Raw genomic sequence first — 19,568 nt, 5'->3', positions numbered from 1 at the left:
AGGCTTTTTTGTTTATTCCTCAACCCGCCGGCGCAAACTTTGCCTTACCAGGTCCAGGACTTGCAGCGAGGTGTACTCAATATTGAGCAGGCGGGTTTTGTTGTAGCTGATCTTGCGGGCCACGGTTTGGTGGGCATCGGCGTAGGCGATCCAGATGGTGCCCACGGGTTTATCAGGAGTGCCGCCGTCTGGCCCGGCAATGCCACTGGTAGAAATCCCTATGTCGGTTTTCAGAAGTTGGCGCACGCCCTGGGCCATGGCGCGTACGGTTTCCTCGCTCACGGCGCCATGGTTTTCAAGTGTCTCGGCGGGTACGCCCAACTGCGCTTTTTTGACCTCATTGCTGTAGGCCACCACGCTGCCCAGAAAGTACGCCGAGCTGCCGGGTACGCTGGTGAGTTTATGGGCCACCAGGCCGCCGGTGCAGCTCTCGGCGGTAGCAATAGTGAGGTTCTGCTCTTTCAGGAGTTGTCCAATGGCTTCTTCCAAGCTGACTTCGCCGTAGGCAAAGATGTGGTCTGGAATGAGTGCGGTTAGCTTGTCTACCTGTGCCTGAAGTTGGGCTTCCAGGTCTAGCCCGTTCTCAGAAAACCCAGTGAGGCGCAGGCGCACGCCGGCCAGGTAGGGCAAATACGCCAGCTTAAGGTTAGCCGGCAGGTTGTCTTCCCAATCGGCAATCGTCTCTGCCAGAAAAGACTCTCCAATCCCGATGGTCTGTACTACTTTATGGATGATCTGCGGCAGGGCAAAATGCTGTTGCAAATAGGGCAGTAAAGTATCAGTAACCATGCGCTTCATTTCAAACGGCACGCCCGGCATAGATACGATCACGGTATTCTGCTCATGGAACAGCATGCCCGGCGCGGTGCCCAGCACATTGCGGATGGGCGTGCACGTAGCCGGCAGAAAGGCTTGTTGGCGGTTCACCTCCAGCATAGGCCGGTTGTAGCGCCTGAAAATGGCCTCCACATCTTCCAGAGAAGGTGGGTGCAGCTGCAGTTCGGTATTGAAGTAGCGGGCCAGCGTGTGCTTGGTGAGGTCGTCTTTGGTGGGGCCCAGGCCGCCGGTGATGAGTACCACATCGGCGCGGGAGATGGCTTGGGTTAGGGCTTCCGTTATAGCGTCTGGGTTGTCTGAGATGCTGGTAATCTGCTTTACCCTGATGCCTATTTTACCCAGTTCCTGCCCCAGCCAGGCAGAATTGGTGTCTATGACCTGACCATACAGCAGCTCATCGCCGATGGTCATGATTTCTGCCGATATTTCCTTTTTCATTTATTTGGCTTGATTTATGCATATACCCTTTCAGACCATCGTTGATCAAAAGTAATAAACATGTACGCACGTATGAAGAAACTTGTCTCCCCATTATTTGTTTTAGGCGGTTTCATTTCAATCGGATTCACTTCCTGCACTACCGCGCAGATTGAGCAGGCCCTAGGCACGGTAGCCCAGCAGACCGGACAAACAACACAGTCTGGGGCACTAACCCAATCTGAGGTGGCCTCGGGCCTGAAGCAGGCGCTCTCGCAAGGCATTAACAAAGGTGCTACGCAGGCATCCCAAACCGATGGTTTCTACAAAAACAGTCTCATCAGGATTCCTTTTCCGCCGGATGTGCAGCGCGTGGAGAACACCCTCCGCACTTTGGGTTTAGGTTCTGAGGTGGATAAATTCGTGCTGACCCTGAACCGGGGCGCCGAGGATGCTGCCAAAAGCGCCGCCCCTATTTTCCTCAACGCCATCAAGCAACTTACCTTCAGCGATGTCTGGAACATCCTGCGCGGCGAGAAAGACGCGGCCACCCAGTATTTGAAGCGCACCACCACGAGCCAACTGACCTCCGCTTTCAGCCCAATCATGCGCAACTCGCTGGACAAGGTGAACGCCACCAAGTACTATTCTGAGTTGGTGAACCGCTACAACAAGATCCCGCTGGTGAAGAAAGCCGATCCTAACTTGGAGTCTTATGCTACCCAGAAAGCCATTGACGGGCTGTTTACCCTGGTAGCCCAGGAAGAAGCCAACATCAGAGAAAACCCCATCGCCCGTACTACTGAGCTCCTGAAACGAGTATTCGGGTCAAGGCAATAATTTGTAATAAACCGGTAGAAAAGGGAAGCTGTGCAAAACATGGCTTCCTTTTTTTGTGCCTTTTACCTAAAGAAAGTCAATAACTTAAACTTGGCTAAAAGCCCAGGCTAGTATCCTGTTTAGGAAGGTAGTTAATAAGTTTTAAATCGGTAAAAGGTTGGTGGTGAGTTTGCTATAAGTTAGTCCTGCCTTTGGGATATTTTGAAATAATGACACAACCCAAAGCTTTCGCTTAGAAAGGTCGCAGTAATTAGGTTATTCTAAGAATGGAAATTGGCATTTACTTTCCTTTCTACCTTTTTCTGAAAAAATAGGCTAAAAACGGGTAAACTTTCCCAACGCATGAGGGGTAAAAGGCAGGGAGTTCATTTTTCCCCTATTATCCATGACTTATTCAAAACTGCCGTACCACCGGCTGGAGAACAAAGCTGATCTAGATATTCTGCTGGACGATATTGGTGATGCCCGCATTGTAATGCTGGGAGAGGCCTCGCATGGCACCTCTGAGTATTACGCCTGGCGCACCGCTATCTCCAAGCGTCTCATAGAGGAGAAAGGCTTCACCTTCATCGCGGTGGAAGGCGACTGGCCAGACTGCTACCAGATAAACAAGTTCATAAGAGGTTACTGCAAACCCGGCACCAAGGTGTCTGACGTGCTCAAGCATTTCAACCGCTGGCCAACCTGGATGTGGGGTAACTGGGAAGTGGCGGCCCTGGTAGAATGGCTCAAAGAGAACAACGACCGGCCCAATACCACCAAGGTAGGTTTCTATGGTCTTGACGTGTACAGCCTCTGGGACTCTCTGAACCAGATCATGAAGTACCTGGAGAAGAAGGACGGCCATGCCGTGAAAGCAGCCAAGGAAGCCTTTAAATGCTTTGAGCCCTACAGCTCAGACCCGCAGGAGTACGCCCGGGCCGTGGCCTACGTCTCTGAAGACTGCGAAGACGAGGTGCTTTCCATGCTGCAGGAACTGGGCAAACGCGAAAGGGGAGAGCCTTCCAACGCAGAAGCTGTTTTTGATGCCGAGCAGAACGCGCTGGTGGCCGTGAACGCAGAGCGGTACTACAAAGCCATGGTGCGGGGCGGCGGCAATTCCTGGAACGTGCGCGACAACCACATGATGGAGACCCTGAACCGCCTGCTTGAATTCCACGGACCCGATTCCAAAGCCATTATCTGGGAGCACAACACCCACATAGGCGATGCCCGCTTCACCGATATGGCCCGCGCCGGCATGGTGAACATCGGCCAACTGGCCCGCGAGCAGTACGGCCGCGAGAACGTGTACCTGGCTGGTTTCGGGTCTTATGAAGGCTCCGTGATTGCTGGTGATTCCTGGGGTGCGCCCATGAAAAAGATGGAAGTGCCGCCTGCGCGCAAAGGCTCCTGGGAAGACTGGCTGCATAACCTTGGCGCCACCGACAAACTATTACTTTCCAGAGAACTGCGCGAGATAACCGAAGTGCGCCTGCAACTAGACCATCGGGCCATTGGCGTGGTGTATGACCCTAACCGCGAGAAGTACGGCAACTACGTACCTACCATCATCCCGGAGCGCTATGATGCCTTCCTGTACCTGGATGAGACGGAAGCCCTGCGGCCCTTCATCGTCAAAACCAAAGAGAAAGAGCCACCAGAAATGTACCCGGCCAACGAATAAACATATAAGCATTTTCTCTGTTATAAAACAGAATCTGCGCCATCTTACTACATATATGGGAAAGCCACCGCTTGGGTGGCTTTTTTCATTTCAGGCGTTTGAAGGCTGGTTTTCATAAAGTAGGCTGAAAGCGGATGTTGTGTAGGGGCAATCCCTTGTGGTTGCCCTTGCGGTAGCAAGAGCATGATGGTTCTTGATGTGCTTTCGTCATCCCCCTACCCCCTTCAAAGGGGGACGAAATGCGTGCTTGTTTCCTTTGTTTGATGGGCTTGGTAATCTGCTGTTGAAAGGCCTTTTCCGTTGTTGGTGTTATCACCAACAACCAAAATTTAGATGGAATGCGAAAGGGCAACCACAAGAGATTGCCCCTACATTCACCTATCGTGGCCTGTTTTGGTGCCACTTTTTCCAAACAGCCTCTAAACGCCTCGGGCGCGTTATGCTCTTTTACGCTCCGGGGCTTTGTAGTGGTATTCGTTGATGGGCAGTTGCTCGTCGCAGAAGCTGTATTCGTGGGGTACGTTGGAGCCGATAATGACCAGGCGGTTCTGGCGGTTACGGGCCAGGTGTTCCAGATACCAAGCTACGCCAGCCTGGTCCAGGTTGGTGGTAGGCTCGTCCAGTAATAGGAGCGGGGTGTCTGAGTACAAGGCGAGGCCCAGTTTCAGGCGCTGGCGCATGCCCGAGGAGAAATCACGTACCAGTTTGTGCTTGGCGGCCTGAAGTTGCAGCAAATCGGGGAGCTGCTGGGGCGTGATGCCGCGCAGCGGTTTGAAGCGGGTATGGAACTGGATCATTTCCACCAGCGTGAATTCCTCCAGTAGATCCTGGTAAGGGGCCGCCATGGACAAGTAATGGTACAAATCCTCCACCGGAATGGCTTTGCCGCCTATCTCATAAGAAACAGAACCCTCGGTGGGCAACTGGTACCCGCTCAGGATAGAAAGCAAAGTGGATTTCCCGGATCCATTGTGCCCCAGTACGGAATACGCCTTACCCAAGACAAACTCATAGGACAGATTCCGGAAAATCCACTCGTAATTATAGCGCTTGCCTAAAGAGGAAAGCTTAATCTGCATCTCTCTGGTAACCTTTGATAATGCCCCGGCCAGAGTTGCGCACAAAGTTCACAATCTCATCACGCTCTGTGCTGGGCGCTAAGTCAATCTCAATCTTCTCCACCGCAGAGGCCGTGTTCAAGCCACTCATGAAGAGGATGCGGTAAATCTGCTGGATGTCGTTGATTTGCTCGTTTGAGAAGCCTCTGCGGCGCAGGCCAATAGAGTTCACGCCCGCATAGGACAACGGCTCACGCGCGGCCTTGATGAACGGAGGCACGTCTTTGCGCACCAAAGATCCACCGGACACCATGGCATGCGCCCCGATGCTCACAAACTGGTGTACCGCCGAGGTGCCACCAATAAACACGTGGTCATGGATCACAATGTGGCCGGCCAACTGCACGCCGTTGGCCACAATCACGTTGTTGCCGATGATGCAGTCATGCGCCACGTGCACGTACGCCATAATGAGGCAATTGGAGCCAATAGCGGTGGTGTTCTTGTCCAGCGCGGTGCCCCGATTCAAAGTCACGCACTCTCTGATGATGGTATTGTCCCCAATGGAGACGGTAGAGGGCTCTCCTTTGTATTTGAGGTCCTGCGGTGGGGCAGAGATCACCGCACCCGGGAAAATCTGACAGTTCTTCCCTATGCGCGCACCTTCCATAATGGTCACATTGGGGCCAATCCAGGTGCCTTCGCCAATCTCCACGTTTTTAGAGATGGTGGTAAAAGGCTCCACCACAACGTTGGTGGCGATTTTGGCTTCTGGGTGGATGTAAGCTAGTGGCTGGTTCATGCGTCTTTTCTTACGATACTTGCTAACATCTCGGCCTCCATCACCAGTTGGCCGGCCACGTAGGCCTGACCCTGCATTCTGGCAATGCCGCGTTTAATAGGCGCCAACAGTTCGCATTTAAAAATAATGGTATCTCCGGGTACTACTTTGCGGCGGAAACGGCATTTGTCCACGCCCATGAAGTAGGTCCAGTAGTTCTCTGGATCCGGAACGGTGCTGAGTACATAAATCCCGCCAGTCTGGGCCATGGCCTCAATCAGGATTACGCCCGGCATCACCGGATTGCCCGGAAAGTGACCCTGGAAGAAGGACTCGTTCATGGTCACGTTCTTCACGCCAGTCACGGTGGTTTCATCCAAGTGGATGATCTTGTCAATAAGGATGAAAGGGTAACGGTGCGGCAACGTCTGCGTGATGCGGTTAATGTCCATCACCGGCGTTTTCTTAGGATCGTACACCGGCACGTTCTTCACAGACGTTTCCTTGATGTATTTCTTGATCTTCTTCGCAAACGCCACGTTAGACGCGTGCCCCGGCCGGGCCGCCAAGATCTGGCCTTTCAACGGACGACCCACCAGCGCCAGGTCACCAATCAAATCCAGCAGTTTATGGCGGGCGGGCTCGTTTTTATAGCGCAGGTCTACGTTATTGAGAATTCCTTCCTTCTTCACGGCCACTTTGGGCTTTTTAAGAAGGTCAGACAAATAGTCTAGTTCGTTTTCTTCCACCACGCGGTCTACCACCACAATGGCGTTGCTCAGGTCTCCGCCTTTGATCAGGTTCTGCTTGAAGAGCATTTCCAGCTCGTGCAGGAAGCAGAAGGTACGGCAAGAGGCAATCTCATCTTTGAACTGACGAAGGTCAGTGAGAGAGGCGTGCTGAGAACCCAGAACAGGCGAGTGGTAATCTACCATCACCGTTACGCGGTAATCGTCAAGGGGAAGAATGGCGATCTCGGTCTCGCGGGAACCGTCGCGGAACATAATCTCCTCCGGCACCTCAAAGAAGTTACGCAGGGCGTTCTGCTCTTCCAGGCCTACTTCCAGCAATGGTTTCACAAAAAGGATAGAGGAACCATCCATGATGGGAGGCTCAGGGCCGTCAATCTGGATGAGGACGTTGTCAATCTCCAGGCCCACCAAAGCGGCTAAAACGTGCTCCACTGTATTTACCCGGGCGCCGTTCTGTTCAATGGTAGTTCCGCGGGAGAGGTCCACCACGTTGTCTACATCGGCGTCTACAATAGGTTGTTCTGGCAAATCAATGCGCTGGAATTTATACCCGTGATTGATGGGAGCGGGCAAAAACGTCATGTTTGACACCACTCCTGTATGCAATCCAATCCCGGATACCGTTACCGGCGCCTTTATGGTATGCTGTTTATCGTTCATGAAGCACTAAATAGGTAAAGAGGGGCTAAAGTTAAAGCTTTTCTCTGAGTTCCTCTACCTGTTTCTGTAACTCGGGGAGTTTCCGGAAAACGGCCATGGCCCTAAGATTTTGTTTATAGTCAAAGGCGGGCGCTCCCTGCACGAAAGTCCCTTCTTCTTTTATGTTTTTAGAGATACCGGATTTGGCTCCTACAATGGTTCTGTCTGCAATACTGATATGGCCTACCACGCCCACCTGACCGGCAATAGTACAATAGTTACCCACCTTGGAGGAGCCGGCAAAAGCCGTCTGCGCAGCCACCACCGTATGGCGCCCGATCTCCACGTTATGGGCCACCTGCACCAGGTTGTCTATCTTGGTGCCGGTCCTGATGATGGTGGAACCCATGGTGGCGCAGTCTACCGTAGTGTTAGCGCCAATGCGCACGTGGTCTTCCAGCACCACGTTCCCTATCTGCGGGATGGCTTTATAGGAACCGTCTTTCTGCGGCGCAAAACCAAACCCGTCGCTGCCGATGACGGCACCCGCATGGATGGTGCAGGATGCCCCAATCACGCAGTCGGCATAGATCTTGGCCCCGGCGAACAACACGGTGTTGTCCCCGATGGTGACATTGTCGCCAATATACACGTGCGGGTAGATGTGTACTCCCGTCCCGATTTTGCAATTCTTGCCTATGTAGGAAAATGCGCCGCGGTAATGCCGCTCTCCGATGCTGGAGTTCTCGCCTATGAAGCAGGGTTCTTCCACGCCGGTACGGGCGGCGGCCACTGCCTGTTGGTACACTTCCAAAAGGGTGGAGAAGGAAGAGTAAGGATCATCCACCAAAATAAGGTTGGCAGAAACAGGTTGTTTGATCTCCAAGGTTTTGGCCACTATCACGGCCGTGGCGCCTGTTGAGTACAGATAGTGCTCATACTTGGCGTTGGACAGAAAAGAAAGAGAGCCCGGGGTGCCTTCTTCAATCTTCGCCAGGCGGTTTACCGTGGCGTTACCGTCTCCGTGCACCTGGCCCTGGAGTAAATCAGCAATCTGTTGTACCGTGAATTCCATAGGGGCAAAGTTAAGGAAACAATTTTTAAACGAAGACACCTTCACCGTATTGGACAGCCCAAGGCCCAACCGTGAACTTTTTAGATTAGTACAAAAATCATGCTCAGGTAACCTACAAAGGCTTAAATCTGTTTTGAAACCGTTTTCTGAAAAACAGGACCAATACGCCACTGCCTTTAAAGAACTACCTGCGCGGAGAAGTAGCAGAAAGGAGGAACGAGCTTTTTTAGTAGGCGATGGGCTTGATGATGAACAATGGGCTGCATTGGGTTTTAAGCCAAGTTTTTAGAAAACAGCCCAAAATCGATCTAAGTTACCTGCAAAGGTGCGGGCCCATTTTCTGTTCAAATGATTCAGACCAAGGTCTTGGTTGGTCTGCTGCGGGTTCTTCTCAAAGAAAGTCTATTTTACTCTGTTGCGGTTTTGATAAAGAGAAGCAGTGAGATTGGGTGGTTACTGGGCCTTTAGAAGGAATTTCTTTAAAAATTTATTAAAAATCTTATCTTGCAAGAGCTTTGAGAAGTGTTGGGTGGCTGTTCCTTCCAAAGGAAAGCCGTTCCGGAAAGGGTGAAAATCAGGCGACGGTCAAAAGCGTGGAAGGATTACTAGGAGAAGGCTGGTTCAGATGCTTTTTTCTGTAGCTGGCTGGTTTACAAAGGGAAGGGGTGTTCCCACAGGTGAAGTTTCAAGTATGTCAATACGTTTTCTTTTACATATTGCCTTTGCCTTAGCTTTACTGGCCAACGTTGAACCCGTGTTCGCTAACCAAGCCGATCAACGTAGGTTCCTGCACCTGGATGTGAATAACGGACTATCCCATAACCAGGTCAACTGTTTCCTGAAAGACAGCCAAGGCTACATCTGGATTGGGACCTCGGCCGGACTCAATCGCTTTGACGGTTACGGAGTCAAAGTTTTCCGCCACAACTCCCGGTCTGCCGCCTCACTCAGAGACAACAGCATCAGCAAACTCTTTGAAGACCCTGAAGGCAACATCTGGGTCTCCTCCCAGAAAGGGTTGACAGTGTACCATCCGCGGGAAGACCGGTTTGAGAGAAATTATGCGACGCTGCTGAAAAAGTATGCGCTGCCGCAGGCGCCGGTAGAAGACATTGTGCAGGACAAAGCCGGTAACTTCTGGTTTCTGCAGTCCGGCCACGGACTCACCAGGTACAACCCTAAAACCAAGGTCTCCACCCCGGTTCCCCTGGCGCAGGCCAAGCCGGTTGCAGGGAATACCCGCCTGATAGATGCCATTGCTTTCACGCCGCAGGGCGATCTCTGGATTCTGCACACCTCTGGCCTGTTGGAGAAACGGAACGGGAAAACCCTGGCCGTGGAGGCCGTGGAAAAAGGCTTGCAGGAAAGGTTCAAAGGCCAGGCCATGAATTACGGCATGACCATTGACCGCGCCGGTGGCCTGTGGCTCTATTCCCTTTCAGAGAGCATCGGGGCTTTGCTGTACCGGCCTGCCACCAAGGCCTTTAGCCAGTTCCATGAAAACGCACCTAAGTTAAAGCTCAATTCCAACCTGGTGCGCGGCATCGTGGAGAACGAAGACGGTAACCTTTGGCTCGCCACGGACCACGGCGGCATCAACATCGTGGATAAAAAAGACTTTTCGGTGCGATTTGTCCAAAACTGCCCCGAAATAGAAAACAGTCTTTCGCACAACAGCCTTATCTCCATTTACAAAGACCGCGAGGGAATTATCTGGCTGGGCACTTACAAAAAGGGTGTCAACTACTACCATAAGAACCTCCTCCGGTTTCAGCACCACCAGCACCAGATTCTGGTGAAAGGCAGTCTACCCTATGATGACATTAACCGGTTTGTGGAAGATCCCCAGGGCAACCTCTGGATAGGCACCAACGGCGGTGGCCTCTTGTACTGGAACCGCAGCACAAACCAGTATACCCGTTACCAGCACAACCCTAAGGACCCCACCAGCCTCAGCAGCAATGTGGTGGTGAGTCTTTTACTGGACAAAGACCAGAACCTGTGGGTGGGCACGTACCTGGGCGGCCTCAATAAGTTTGACGGTCAGAAATTCACTCGCTTCAGACACAACGCGCAGGACCCGTTCAGCCTGGGGCATGACAACGTCTGGGAATTGTTCCAGGACAGCCAAAACCGCATCTGGGTAGGCTCCTTGCGTGGCGGTCTGCAACAGCTGGATTCCGGCACAGGCAGATTCTACCCATACCACCGGACGGCTAATCAACCGGGTATTGACGCCCTTTACGTGGCTGCCATCGCCCAGGACCAGAAAGGTCGGCTCTGGGTGGGCGGCGATATTGGGGTGGAGGTTTTGGACCTGAATTCTAAAAAACTGCTCAAATACCAGAATGACCCCAAAAATCCGAAAAGCCTGAGCAGCAACGCCGTGCTCAGTATTTTTCAGGACAGCCGACAGCAGATGTGGGTGGGCACCAACGAAGGCCTGAACCTTTTCAACCCTAAAACCAATTCTTTCCGGCTGTTCACCAAAGAAAACGGGCTACCGGACAACATCATACTCAATATCCTGGAAGACCAAAATCGCCATCTCTGGATCAGTACGCCCAATGGCATTTCAAAACTGGAGATTTCCGGGCACCAGGCTGCTGATCTGTACTTTGTGGTGCGCAACTTTGATGAGTCTGACGGGTTGCAAGGCAAGGTCTTCAACGAGAACGCCGCTTTCCTCACCCGCAAGGGTGAAGTGGTTTTTGGCGGGCCTAACGGGTTCAACCTCTTCCAACCCCGAGAGCTCACTACCAATAAAGTCATCCCCAACATTGTCTTCACCGATTTCCAGCTGTTCAGCAAGAGCCTGAAAGTGGGCGAGGAGGTAGGCGGCAGCGTCATTCTGCCCCAGGCCTTGTCTGATGGAACCCAGATCACGCTCCAGCACGACCAGAACATGTTCACCGTGGAGTTTGCCGCGCTCAATTTCTTCCACTCAGAGAAAAACAAGTACCAGTACAAGCTGGTGGGCTTTGACAAAGAGTGGCACACCACTGATGGCGACAACCGCCGCATCACCTACACCAACTTAGACCCCGGCGAGTACCAGTTAATGGTGAAGGCCGCCAACAATGACGGCATTTGGAACAAAAAGGGCATCGGTCTGGATATTGAGGTGCAGGTGCCGTTCTGGCGGTCAGATGTGGCCTACGTTTGCTATTTCCTGTTTGCTTTTCTGGGCCTGATGGTGGTGCGATGGGTAGAGAAACAGAAAGCGAACCAGAAATATGAGCTGGACCGGGAGCGACGCGAGGTAAAGCACATGCGCGAGTTGCACCTCATGAAAATAAAGTTCTTCACCAACATCAGCCATGAGCTGCGCACGCCGCTCACCTTGATTTTGGCGCCCCTGGAGAAGCTGTTGGCTGGCTCGCAGGATGAACAGCAAACGCGGCAGTTCCAGATGATCAACCGCAACGCCAAGCGCCTGCTGTATTTGGTGAACCAACTGCTGGATTTTCGCAAACTGGAGGTGGAGGAAGTGTCCTTTGCGCCCTCGCACGGCAACATTGTCAAGTTCATCAAGGAGGCAGTGTATTCCTTCACAGATTTGTCTGAGAAAAACCACGTGCACCTGTCTTTTGAGAGCAGCATCCAGGAACTGCAGGCCTCTTTTGACATGGACAAACTGGGCAAGATCCTGTTCAACCTGCTCTCCAACGCCTTCAAGTTCACCCCGGAAAACGGAAACATCAAAGTAGAGGTGAATTGCCATGAGAACGATTCAGATTCGGCCGGTCTGCACCTGCTGGAGATCAAGGTTTCTGATACAGGCATAGGCATTTCCAAAGAAAACCAGGAGAAGATCTTTGACCGATTCTTTAGGGAAGACGTGCCTGATAACCTCATGAACCAAGGCAGCGGCATAGGCTTGTCCATCACCCGCGATTTCGTGAAGATCCACGGGGGTATGATCCAGGTGCAGAGTGAACTGGGCCAGGGCAGTTGTTTCACCGTTACCCTGCCTATCAAAGTCACCGGTTCCATTGTGGAGGGTTCAGACGCAGACCTGCCGGAAGGAGTGCAACCGGTTCAGGAAGCCAAACCCGAGGCGCCGAAACGCACCACAGAAGACGCGCCGGAAAATGAGCTGGTGGTATTGCTGGTGGAAGACAGCGAGGACTTCAGAACTTACCTGAAGGAGAGCCTGAGCGCCCACTTTACTGTGCTGGAAGCCAAAAACGGCAAAGAAGGTTGGCAGAAAGCTCTTTCCTGCCTGCCAGACCTGATTGTGAGCGACCTTATGATGCCCGAGCTGAACGGCATAGACTTCTGCAAGAAGATCAAGGCCGATGCCCGTACCTCGCACATCCCCTTCATTTTGCTCACGGCCCAGACTGCCGAGGAACAGAAGCTCAAAGGCCTGGGTATCGGCGCGAACGACTACATCACCAAGCCTTTCAATTTTGAGTTGCTGCTGTCACGGATGACCAACCTCATTTCGCAGTGCCAGTTGATGCAGAAAGCCTACGGGAAAAAGATCAGCGTGCAGACCAGTGCCATTGACATTGTCTCCCTGGACGATAAGCTCATCCAGAAAGCCATCAAGGTGGTAGAAGAGAACATTGACTGCCCTGAATTCTCGGTGGAGCTCATGGCGCGGGAGTTGGGTATGAGCCGGGTGTACCTCTACAAAAAAATTGTGGCGCTCACGGGCCAGTCGCCTGTTGAGTTTATCCGGAAGATCAGGCTGGAGCGCGCGGCCCAGCTATTGGAACGAAGTCAGCTCACCGTGGCTGAAGTGGCCTACGCGGTGGGTTTCAACAATCCCCGTTACTTTTCCAAGTACTTCAAGGAAGCCTACCATTTGCTGCCCTCCGTCTACGCCGAGAGCAAACAGTCCCATCCCATCGCATAGGTTTTCCTTTCATGCAAGTTCTTCTTTTGGCTTCCGCTTCAACCTGGCATCTCCATAAATGCCAGATTTTGTTTTGGGCCTACTTTTAAGAAAGGAGCTCTTAAACGTTGTTCCCGCCAAAAACCTTTTCACCACCCCGCCCTACGGGCATCCCTCCTAAACCAGGAGGGGAGTTTTAAGCTGCCAAAGCCGTCTACTCAAAAGACCTCGCAGCGTACGGAGGTCCTGCGAGCGTCTGTGCCAATCCTGCCCATTCCAAAGTCTGGCCATTTCAACCTTCCTTTCCCAAAAACGGCTCCAAAACAGGAGCCAGATTTTCCGCCCCCTACAGGTAGACCTTACAACTCTGGGAAATCCCTTCTTCTTTATTGCCCCTTTTTCTGAAAACAAGCCCAAACCTGCCACTTCAAGGAGCAACTGTAGGGTTTGTTAACATTTTGTAAAAATAAACCTGCATTTAAACGCTAAAAATGCGGTTTTTTCATTTGTTAACGGATACAACATAGATAGGAAACATTTGATACATATGCCCTCCTGGGGCCTTCCTTACCTTCATCCTGTTAATTTTTGGGCTCTTTGAGACCGCCAACTAAAGGCGAGTTGGCACCAGAAAATCACTCCTCAATCTTTACCATTTATCTAATGAAGCTTAGAAACACGCTTTGTTTTGCCCTCGTCTCTACGCTGTTTTCCTTTAAGGAGCCGGCGGTGAAAAACTACCAGAAGCTGGCCGATGGGGTGCTTGTGAAGCTGGACCAGAAATCCAGCGGTGACCCGCAGTACGTGCAGTTACGGGTGGTGGCAGACAACATTGTGCAGGTGCAGGCCACCCCAGAGGAGAAGTTCTCCCCGGAGCCCAGCCTTATGGTACTGGAAAACAAAAACGTGAAAACCGATTGGCAATTCCAGGAGAAAGGCAAAACCCTGGTGCTGAACACCAAGGACCTGCGGGTGGAAGTAGGCGCCGAGACCGGGGCGGTGACTTTCTTCGATAGAAACGGCAAGGTGCTGCTGCAGGAAAGCAACCAGGGGCAGCAGGCCTTCGCACCGGTGAAACTGGACAACGAACAGAGCTATCGGTTAAAGAAAGCCTTCACCGTGGACAAAGAGGAGGCCTTCTACGGTCTGGGTCAGCACCAGACTGGCCTAATGAACTATCGTGGCTGGCAGATAGATTTAACACAGTACAACTCGGTGGCCGTGGTGCCGTTCCTGGTATCCAGCAAAAACTACGGCATTTTGTGGGACAACAACTCCATCACAAAATTCGGGGATGTGCGGCCTTACCAGCAGCTTTCCAAGCTGAAGCTTTACGGCAAAGACCAGAAAGCCGGCGGCCTCACCGCAACCTACGCTTTTGATAAAAAGACCGGGAAAGCGCCCATCGTGCGGCAGGAGTCTGAGATCAACTACGAGTTCCTGGAAGACCAGAACAAATACCCGACTGGCTACACGCTGGAGGGCGGCCTCATGACCTGGGAAGGTTTTATTGAGAGCGATGCTACCGGTGACCACCGCTTTGAAATGCCTTCCAGTGGCTACGTGAAGGTCTGGGTAGACAATAAACTGCTGCTGGACCGCTGGCGCGAGGCCTGGAACCCGGGAATGTCGGTGTTCAAGGCGCCGCTGCAGAAGGGCAGGAAACACGCCTTCAAAATTGAGTGGAACCCAGACGGTAATGTGTCTTACCTGGCGTTGCGATACCTCACGCCACAAGCGACGGAAGACTTAAACAAGATTGCGTTCTCCTCTGAGGCCGGGAATAAAATGGCCTACTATTTTGTGTATGGCAAGAACCTGGACGAGGTGGTGGGAGGTTACCGCCAGTTGACGGGCAAAGCCCAGGTGATGCCTAAATGGGCCATGGGCTTCTGGCAAAGCCGCGAGCGCTACAAGACCCAGCAGGAGCTTCTGGACGTGGTGAAGGAATTCCGCAAGCGGAAGATTGGGTTGGACAACATCGTGCAGGACTGGTCTTACTGGAAAGAAGACCAGTGGGGCAGCCAGGAATTCGATAAAACCCGCTTCCCAGACCCGCAAGGCATGGTCAACGAGGTGCACGCGAACAACGCCCGCATCATGATCTCCACCTGGCCCAAGTTCTACGAGGGTATTGAGACCTACAAAATGTTCAATGACAAAGGCCTGCTCTACAAAACTAGCATCAACGAGCAGATCAGGGACTGGATTGGCAAAGGCTACGTGTCTACCTTCTATGATGCTTTCAACCCCGAGGGGCGTCGCATGTTCTGGAACCTGATTAATGAAAGGCTCTACAAAATGGGGATTGATGCCTGGTGGCAGGATGCCTCTGAGCCCGATATCCTCTCCAACTCCTCCATCGCGCACCGCAAGGCGCTCATGAACCCCACGTATCTGGGCTCGGCTGAGAAATACTTCAACGCCTATGTATTGCAACATAACAAAGGCATCTATGAAGGCCAGCGCGGCACCAATCCCAATGACCGCGTCTTCATCCTGACCCGCTCGGCCTTTGGAGGGTTGCAGCGCTACGGGGCCGCCACCTGGAGTGGGGACATTGCCGCCACCTTTGAAGAAATGGGCCGCCAGATTCCGGCTGGTCTTAACTTTTCCCTGTCCGGCCTGCCGTACTGGACCACCGACATTGGAGGGTTCTTCGTGGAAAACAAATATGACCGCGGCCCCATGGCCCCGCAGGCCCAGGAAGAGTGGCGCGAACTGCAGACCCGCTGGTACCAGTACGGCACCTTCACGCCGCTTTATCGCTCTCATGGCCAGTACCCATTCCGGGAGGTCTACAACATTGCCCCCGAGGACCATAAGGCCTACCAGTCTATTGTGTACTACAACAAGCTGCGCTACCGCCTGATGCCATACATCTACTCGCTCACCGGGCAGGTGTACCACCAAAACTCCACCATTATGCGCCCGCTGGTAATGGATTTCGGCGGGGATAAAAACGTGCTCAACATCAGTGACCAGTTCATGTTCGGGCCTAGTCTGTTGGTGAGTCCAGTGCATGAGGCCAAGGCCACCAGCCGCAAGTTGTACCTGCCTGCCAATACCGGGTGGTACAGCCTTTATGACGGAACTTACCAGAAAGGCGGTCAGCAGATCACGGCCGCAGCCCCTTATGAGCGCCTGCCGCTGTTCGTGAAAGAAGGCTCTATCCTTCCTTTCGGGCCTGAAATCCAATACACTACTGAGAAGCCCGCCGAAACCATCACGCTCTACGTGTATGGCGGCAAAGACGCTTCTTTTGAGCTCTACGAAGACGAGAACACCAACTACAACTACGAGAAAGGCAAATTCGCTACCATTCCCATCACCTATAACGAGGCCTCCAAAACCCTTACCATGGGTAAACGCCAGGGCGAGTTCAATGGCATGTTGCAGAAGCGCACTTTCAACGTGGTGTTGGTGCAACCCGCCAAAGCCAAAGCCCTCCAGTTTGACGGCAAAGCAGATGCCACCATCGCTTACACCGGCAATGCTACCTCGGTAAAACTGAGATAATCCTTACCTGATCCTATACCAAATTATTCACGTCATTCTTTTACCTATGAGAAAATACCTACTGCTTACCTGGTTGCTCTGTTTGTGCGGGGTAGCCTTCGCCCAACATACCGTCAGGGGAAGAGTCACGTCCCAGGAAGACGGCGGGGCTGTGATTGGAGCCACTGTGAGTGTGAAAGGCAACGCCACCCTGGCCACAGGTACAGACGTGGAGGGAAACTTTCAGCTGAGCCTGCCCACCGGAAATGAAACCCTGGTAGTCACCTATATCGGGTTTGTCACGCAGGAGGTAGCCGTGAATGGCAGACCACAGGTGAACATTGTGTTGAAGACCGATGCCAAAGCCTTGGAAGAGGTAGTGGTAGTGGGTTACGGGGTGCAGCAGAAGAAACTGGTGACCGGTGCCACTGCCCAGGTGAAAGGGGATGACATCCAGAAGCAAAGCACCACCGATCCTCTGCAAGCTCTGCAAGGCCAAGCCTCCGGGGTGCAGATTTCTTCCACTTCGGGGCAGCCCGGCGAAAGCATGCGCGTGGTGATCAGGGGTCTGGGTACCATTGGCAACGCCAGTCCATTGTATGTGGTGGATGGTGTGTTAACCGGTGATATCTCTTACCTGAACCCCGCCGATATCCAGTCCATAGACGTGTTGAAAGATGCGGCCTCCGCGGCGATTTACGGGTCGCAGGCAGCCAACGGGGTAGTCTTGATTACGACCAGAACCGGCAAGAAAGGGCAACCCGCGCAAATCACCTTTGACTCTTACACCGGGCTGCAGAACCTGGGCAGAAAGCAGGAGATGCTCAATTCACGCGAGTATGCCACCATCATGAACGAAGCCAATGTGAACTCCGGCAGGTTGCCCGCCTTTACCAATGAGCAGATCGCGGCCATGGGAGAGGGCACCGATTGGATTGACCAGATCTTCGTGAAAGATGCCGTAACGCAGAACTACTCTTTAGGTGCAACCGGTGGTACAGACATGACTACTTTCTCTACCGCCTTGTCTTACACCGGGCAAGAAGGCATAGTAGGCGGCAAGAACCTGTCCAACTATGAGCGCTACAACTTCCGGTTTAACTCTGAGCACAGCTTCTACAAGGATATCCTCAAGTTTGGCGAGCATTTAACTTTTTCCTACATCAAGAGAAACGGCATCAGGGTAGGGAACCAGTATAACAACTCCCTGCGAGGTGCCTTCAATACCAGCCCTTTTGTTCAGGTGTATGATGCAGAAGGCAACTTCTTTGATAACAGCAACTCTACCTGGTTCAACGGGGAGGCCAACCCCTACGCACAGCTAGTGTATGACAACCAGAACCGCCGTAACAACCAGCGGCTGCTGGGCGATGTCTACCTGGTGTTGGAGCCCATCAAGAACCTGAGATTCAGAACCAGCTTCGGGATAGACTATAGCGCCAGTGAAAGCCGGTCCTTTACGCCTATCTACAAGTTGTCTATCTATGCCTTCAACAACAACTCACGGGTAAACCAATTCCAGGGCAAAGGTCAATCCCTTATCTGGGATAACCTCTTAACCTATAACTTCAACGTCAACACAAACCACAACTTTGAGGTGATGGCGGGTACTTCTGCTTTCAGAAGCGACGGGGCCCAACTTTCCGGAGCCAACATCAACCTGGTGCTGAGTGACCTGGAACACGCCTACCTGACCAATGCCTCCAATACCGATGGAACAACCATAGACCTCACTGGTGAGCCCTGGGCCCAGGACAGAAGAATGTCTTACTTCGGGAGATTGAACTACAACTTCAAAGAAACCTACCTGATCAACGCTACCTTCCGGGCCGACGGCTCGGCCAGATTCGGGAGAAACAGACGTTGGGGTTATTTCCCGTCCATCTCTGCCGGTTGGGTGGTAACAAACGAGACCTTTGCTGATGGGGCCGGAGATTGGCTGGACTACTTTAAACTGCGCGCCAGCTGGGGCCAGGTTGGTAGCCAGAATATTGATCCTTACCAGTTCGTGTCTTTGGTGACGTTTGCCAATACCAACTACATCTTCGGGGACAAAGAGGGCATCCTCACTCCCGGAGCCTACATCAGCAGATTGGGTAATGATGATGTGAAATGGGAAACCTCAGAGCAAACCAACATCGGGTTCGATGCCAACTTCCTGGCGGGCAAACTGAGTGTCAACTTTGACTGGTATGACAAAACTACCAAAGACTGGTTGATCAGGGCCCCAATTCTAGCCACGGCCGGGGCCGATGCTCCTTTCATTAACGGGGGGGACGTGAAAAACTCCGGGGTGGAGTTAGCACTGGCTTACAACAGCAACGTGGGCGACTTCAATTACAGCATTGGCGTAAACGGTGCCTACAACAAGAACCGCGTACGCGAAATCCCTACCAATGACCAGATCATTCACGGAGATCCTAACGTGTTGTTTGACAACTCCCTGGAGTTCTACAGAGCGCAGAACGGATACCCCATCGGCTACTTCTGGGGTCTGAAAACCGATGGCATTTTCCAGACCGAGGCAGACGTAGCCGCCTACAGAGGGGCAGAAGGCAACCTGATTCAGCCCACTGCCCAGCCAGGCGATGTGCGTTTCGTGGACCTGAACGGCGACGGTGTGATTGACAATGCAGACAGAACCCAGATCGGGAACCCGAACCCAGACTATACCTTCGGGATTAACCTGTCTGCTAACTACAAAGGCTTCGATTTCTCTTTGTTGGCATCTGGCGTGGCCGGAAACCAGTTGGTGCAGTCTTACCGCAACCAGGCCAGCCAGTATCCAAACTTTACCACGGCCATCTTGGACCGTTGGCACGGACCGGGCTCTTCCAACACCATGCCCCGCGTCACCACCGATAACAGAAACTGGGCTACTTTTTCAGACCTGTACATCCATGACGGCGATTTCCTGAGAATCAGCAACATTTCCCTGGGGTATGATTTCGGTAAACTGATCAATAAAAGCTATTTGCGCCAGGTGCGGGTGTATGCCTCTGTGCAGAATCTGTTCACTTTCACCAAGTATGAGGGAATGGATCCGGAGATTGGATACAGCAACGGGTTTGCCAGCGGGGTAGACCTGGGGTACTACCCACGCCCCAGAACTGTTTTGGTAGGCACAAATATTAAATTCTAATTCCAAGGAGGTTCATA

The 19,568-nt window shown here is 52.6% G+C and carries 11 protein-coding genes; 6 read left to right on the top strand and 5 right to left on the bottom strand.

All coding sequences use genetic code 11. The features are described 5' to 3' along the window. Positions 1–12: 12 nt before the first annotated feature. Positions 13–1,275: a competence/damage-inducible protein A gene (locus tag J3P34_RS07635; protein ID WP_210487615.1), complete on the bottom strand. Its 1,263-nt coding sequence runs from the start codon at positions 1,273–1,275 to the stop codon at positions 13–15. Between the two features lie 72 nt (positions 1,276–1,347). Between J3P34_RS07635 and J3P34_RS07630 the strand changes: the two genes are divergently transcribed. Then, positions 1,348–2,094, top strand: coding sequence for a DUF4197 domain-containing protein (locus tag J3P34_RS07630; protein WP_210487613.1), 747 nt, complete (start codon positions 1,348–1,350; stop codon positions 2,092–2,094). Positions 2,095–2,479: 385 nt separating this feature from the next. After that, on the top strand, positions 2,480–3,760 hold the full coding sequence (locus J3P34_RS07625; protein ID WP_210487611.1) for an erythromycin esterase family protein: 1,281 nt from the start codon (positions 2,480–2,482) through the stop codon (positions 3,758–3,760). Between the two features lie 437 nt (positions 3,761–4,197). Here the strand turns inward: J3P34_RS07625 and J3P34_RS07620 are convergent, their stop codons facing one another. The 4 genes from J3P34_RS07620 to lpxD are packed head-to-tail and all read right to left on the bottom strand — an operon-like array spanning position 4,198 to position 8,065. Further along, entirely contained in the window at positions 4,198–4,839 is a 642-nt protein-coding gene (locus tag J3P34_RS07620) for an ABC transporter ATP-binding protein (protein ID WP_210487609.1), read from the bottom strand. After that, positions 4,829–5,620, bottom strand: a complete 792-nt coding sequence (lpxA, locus tag J3P34_RS07615; protein WP_149089109.1) for an acyl-ACP--UDP-N-acetylglucosamine O-acyltransferase — start codon at positions 5,618–5,620, stop codon at positions 4,829–4,831. Before lpxA ends, J3P34_RS07620 begins: the two co-directional genes overlap by 11 nt. Continuing rightward, positions 5,617–7,011 (bottom strand): bifunctional UDP-3-O-[3-hydroxymyristoyl] N-acetylglucosamine deacetylase/3-hydroxyacyl-ACP dehydratase, encoded by a 1,395-nt coding sequence (locus tag J3P34_RS07610; RefSeq protein ID WP_210463657.1) that lies wholly within the window; start codon positions 7,009–7,011, stop codon positions 5,617–5,619. Before J3P34_RS07610 ends, lpxA begins: the two co-directional genes overlap by 4 nt. Positions 7,012–7,042: 31 nt before the next feature. Further along, the gene (gene lpxD / locus J3P34_RS07605) at positions 7,043–8,065 is read right to left on the bottom strand and encodes a UDP-3-O-(3-hydroxymyristoyl)glucosamine N-acyltransferase (protein ID WP_210487607.1); all 1,023 of its coding nucleotides are present in this window, start codon (positions 8,063–8,065) and stop codon (positions 7,043–7,045) included. Between lpxD and J3P34_RS07600 the strand changes: the two genes are divergently transcribed. The 4 genes from J3P34_RS07600 to J3P34_RS07585 all read left to right on the top strand — a co-directional run bounded on the left by J3P34_RS07600 (position 8,055) and on the right by J3P34_RS07585 (position 19,551). Next, positions 8,055–8,354, top strand: a complete 300-nt coding sequence (locus J3P34_RS07600; protein WP_210487605.1) for a hypothetical protein — start codon at positions 8,055–8,057, stop codon at positions 8,352–8,354. The two genes, lpxD and J3P34_RS07600, sit on opposite strands and share 11 nt — an antisense overlap. 402 nt (positions 8,355–8,756) lie before the next feature. Beyond that, complete coding sequence (locus tag J3P34_RS07595; protein ID WP_210487603.1) at positions 8,757–12,932, top strand: two-component regulator propeller domain-containing protein; 4,176 nt, start codon at positions 8,757–8,759, stop codon at positions 12,930–12,932. Between the two features lie 642 nt (positions 12,933–13,574). After that, complete coding sequence (locus J3P34_RS07590; RefSeq protein WP_210487601.1) at positions 13,575–16,430, top strand: TIM-barrel domain-containing protein; 2,856 nt, start codon at positions 13,575–13,577, stop codon at positions 16,428–16,430. 46 nt (positions 16,431–16,476) lie between these two features. Next, complete coding sequence (locus tag J3P34_RS07585; RefSeq protein WP_210487600.1) at positions 16,477–19,551, top strand: SusC/RagA family TonB-linked outer membrane protein; 3,075 nt, start codon at positions 16,477–16,479, stop codon at positions 19,549–19,551. Positions 19,552–19,568 lie beyond the last annotated feature (17 nt).

Source organism: Rufibacter aurantiacus, from assembly GCF_017916345.1.
Lineage (GTDB): Bacteria > Bacteroidota > Bacteroidia > Cytophagales > Hymenobacteraceae > Nibribacter > Nibribacter roseolus.
This window is presented reverse-complemented; position numbering and strand designations above follow the sequence as displayed.

Bases quoted from the DNA above. Each gene is read 5' to 3' on its own strand.
- J3P34_RS07585 (WP_210487600.1), top strand. From the start codon at position 16,477: ATGAGAAAATACCTACTGCTTACCTGGTTGCTCTGTTTGTGCGGGGTA.
- J3P34_RS07625 (WP_210487611.1), top strand. From the start codon at position 2,480: ATGACTTATTCAAAACTGCCGTACCACCGGCTGGAGAACAAAGCTGAT.
- lpxA (WP_149089109.1), bottom strand. From the start codon at position 5,620: ATGAACCAGCCACTAGCTTACATCCACCCAGAAGCCAAAATCGCCACC.
- J3P34_RS07635 (WP_210487615.1), bottom strand. From the start codon at position 1,275: ATGAAAAAGGAAATATCGGCAGAAATCATGACCATCGGCGATGAGCTG.
- lpxD (WP_210487607.1), bottom strand. From the start codon at position 8,065: ATGGAATTCACGGTACAACAGATTGCTGATTTACTCCAGGGCCAGGTG.
- J3P34_RS07610 (WP_210463657.1), bottom strand. From the start codon at position 7,011: ATGAACGATAAACAGCATACCATAAAGGCGCCGGTAACGGTATCCGGG.
- J3P34_RS07630 (WP_210487613.1), top strand. From the start codon at position 1,348: ATGAAGAAACTTGTCTCCCCATTATTTGTTTTAGGCGGTTTCATTTCA.
- J3P34_RS07620 (WP_210487609.1), bottom strand. From the start codon at position 4,839: ATGCAGATTAAGCTTTCCTCTTTAGGCAAGCGCTATAATTACGAGTGG.
- J3P34_RS07590 (WP_210487601.1), top strand. From the start codon at position 13,575: ATGAAGCTTAGAAACACGCTTTGTTTTGCCCTCGTCTCTACGCTGTTT.
- J3P34_RS07595 (WP_210487603.1), top strand. From the start codon at position 8,757: ATGTCAATACGTTTTCTTTTACATATTGCCTTTGCCTTAGCTTTACTG.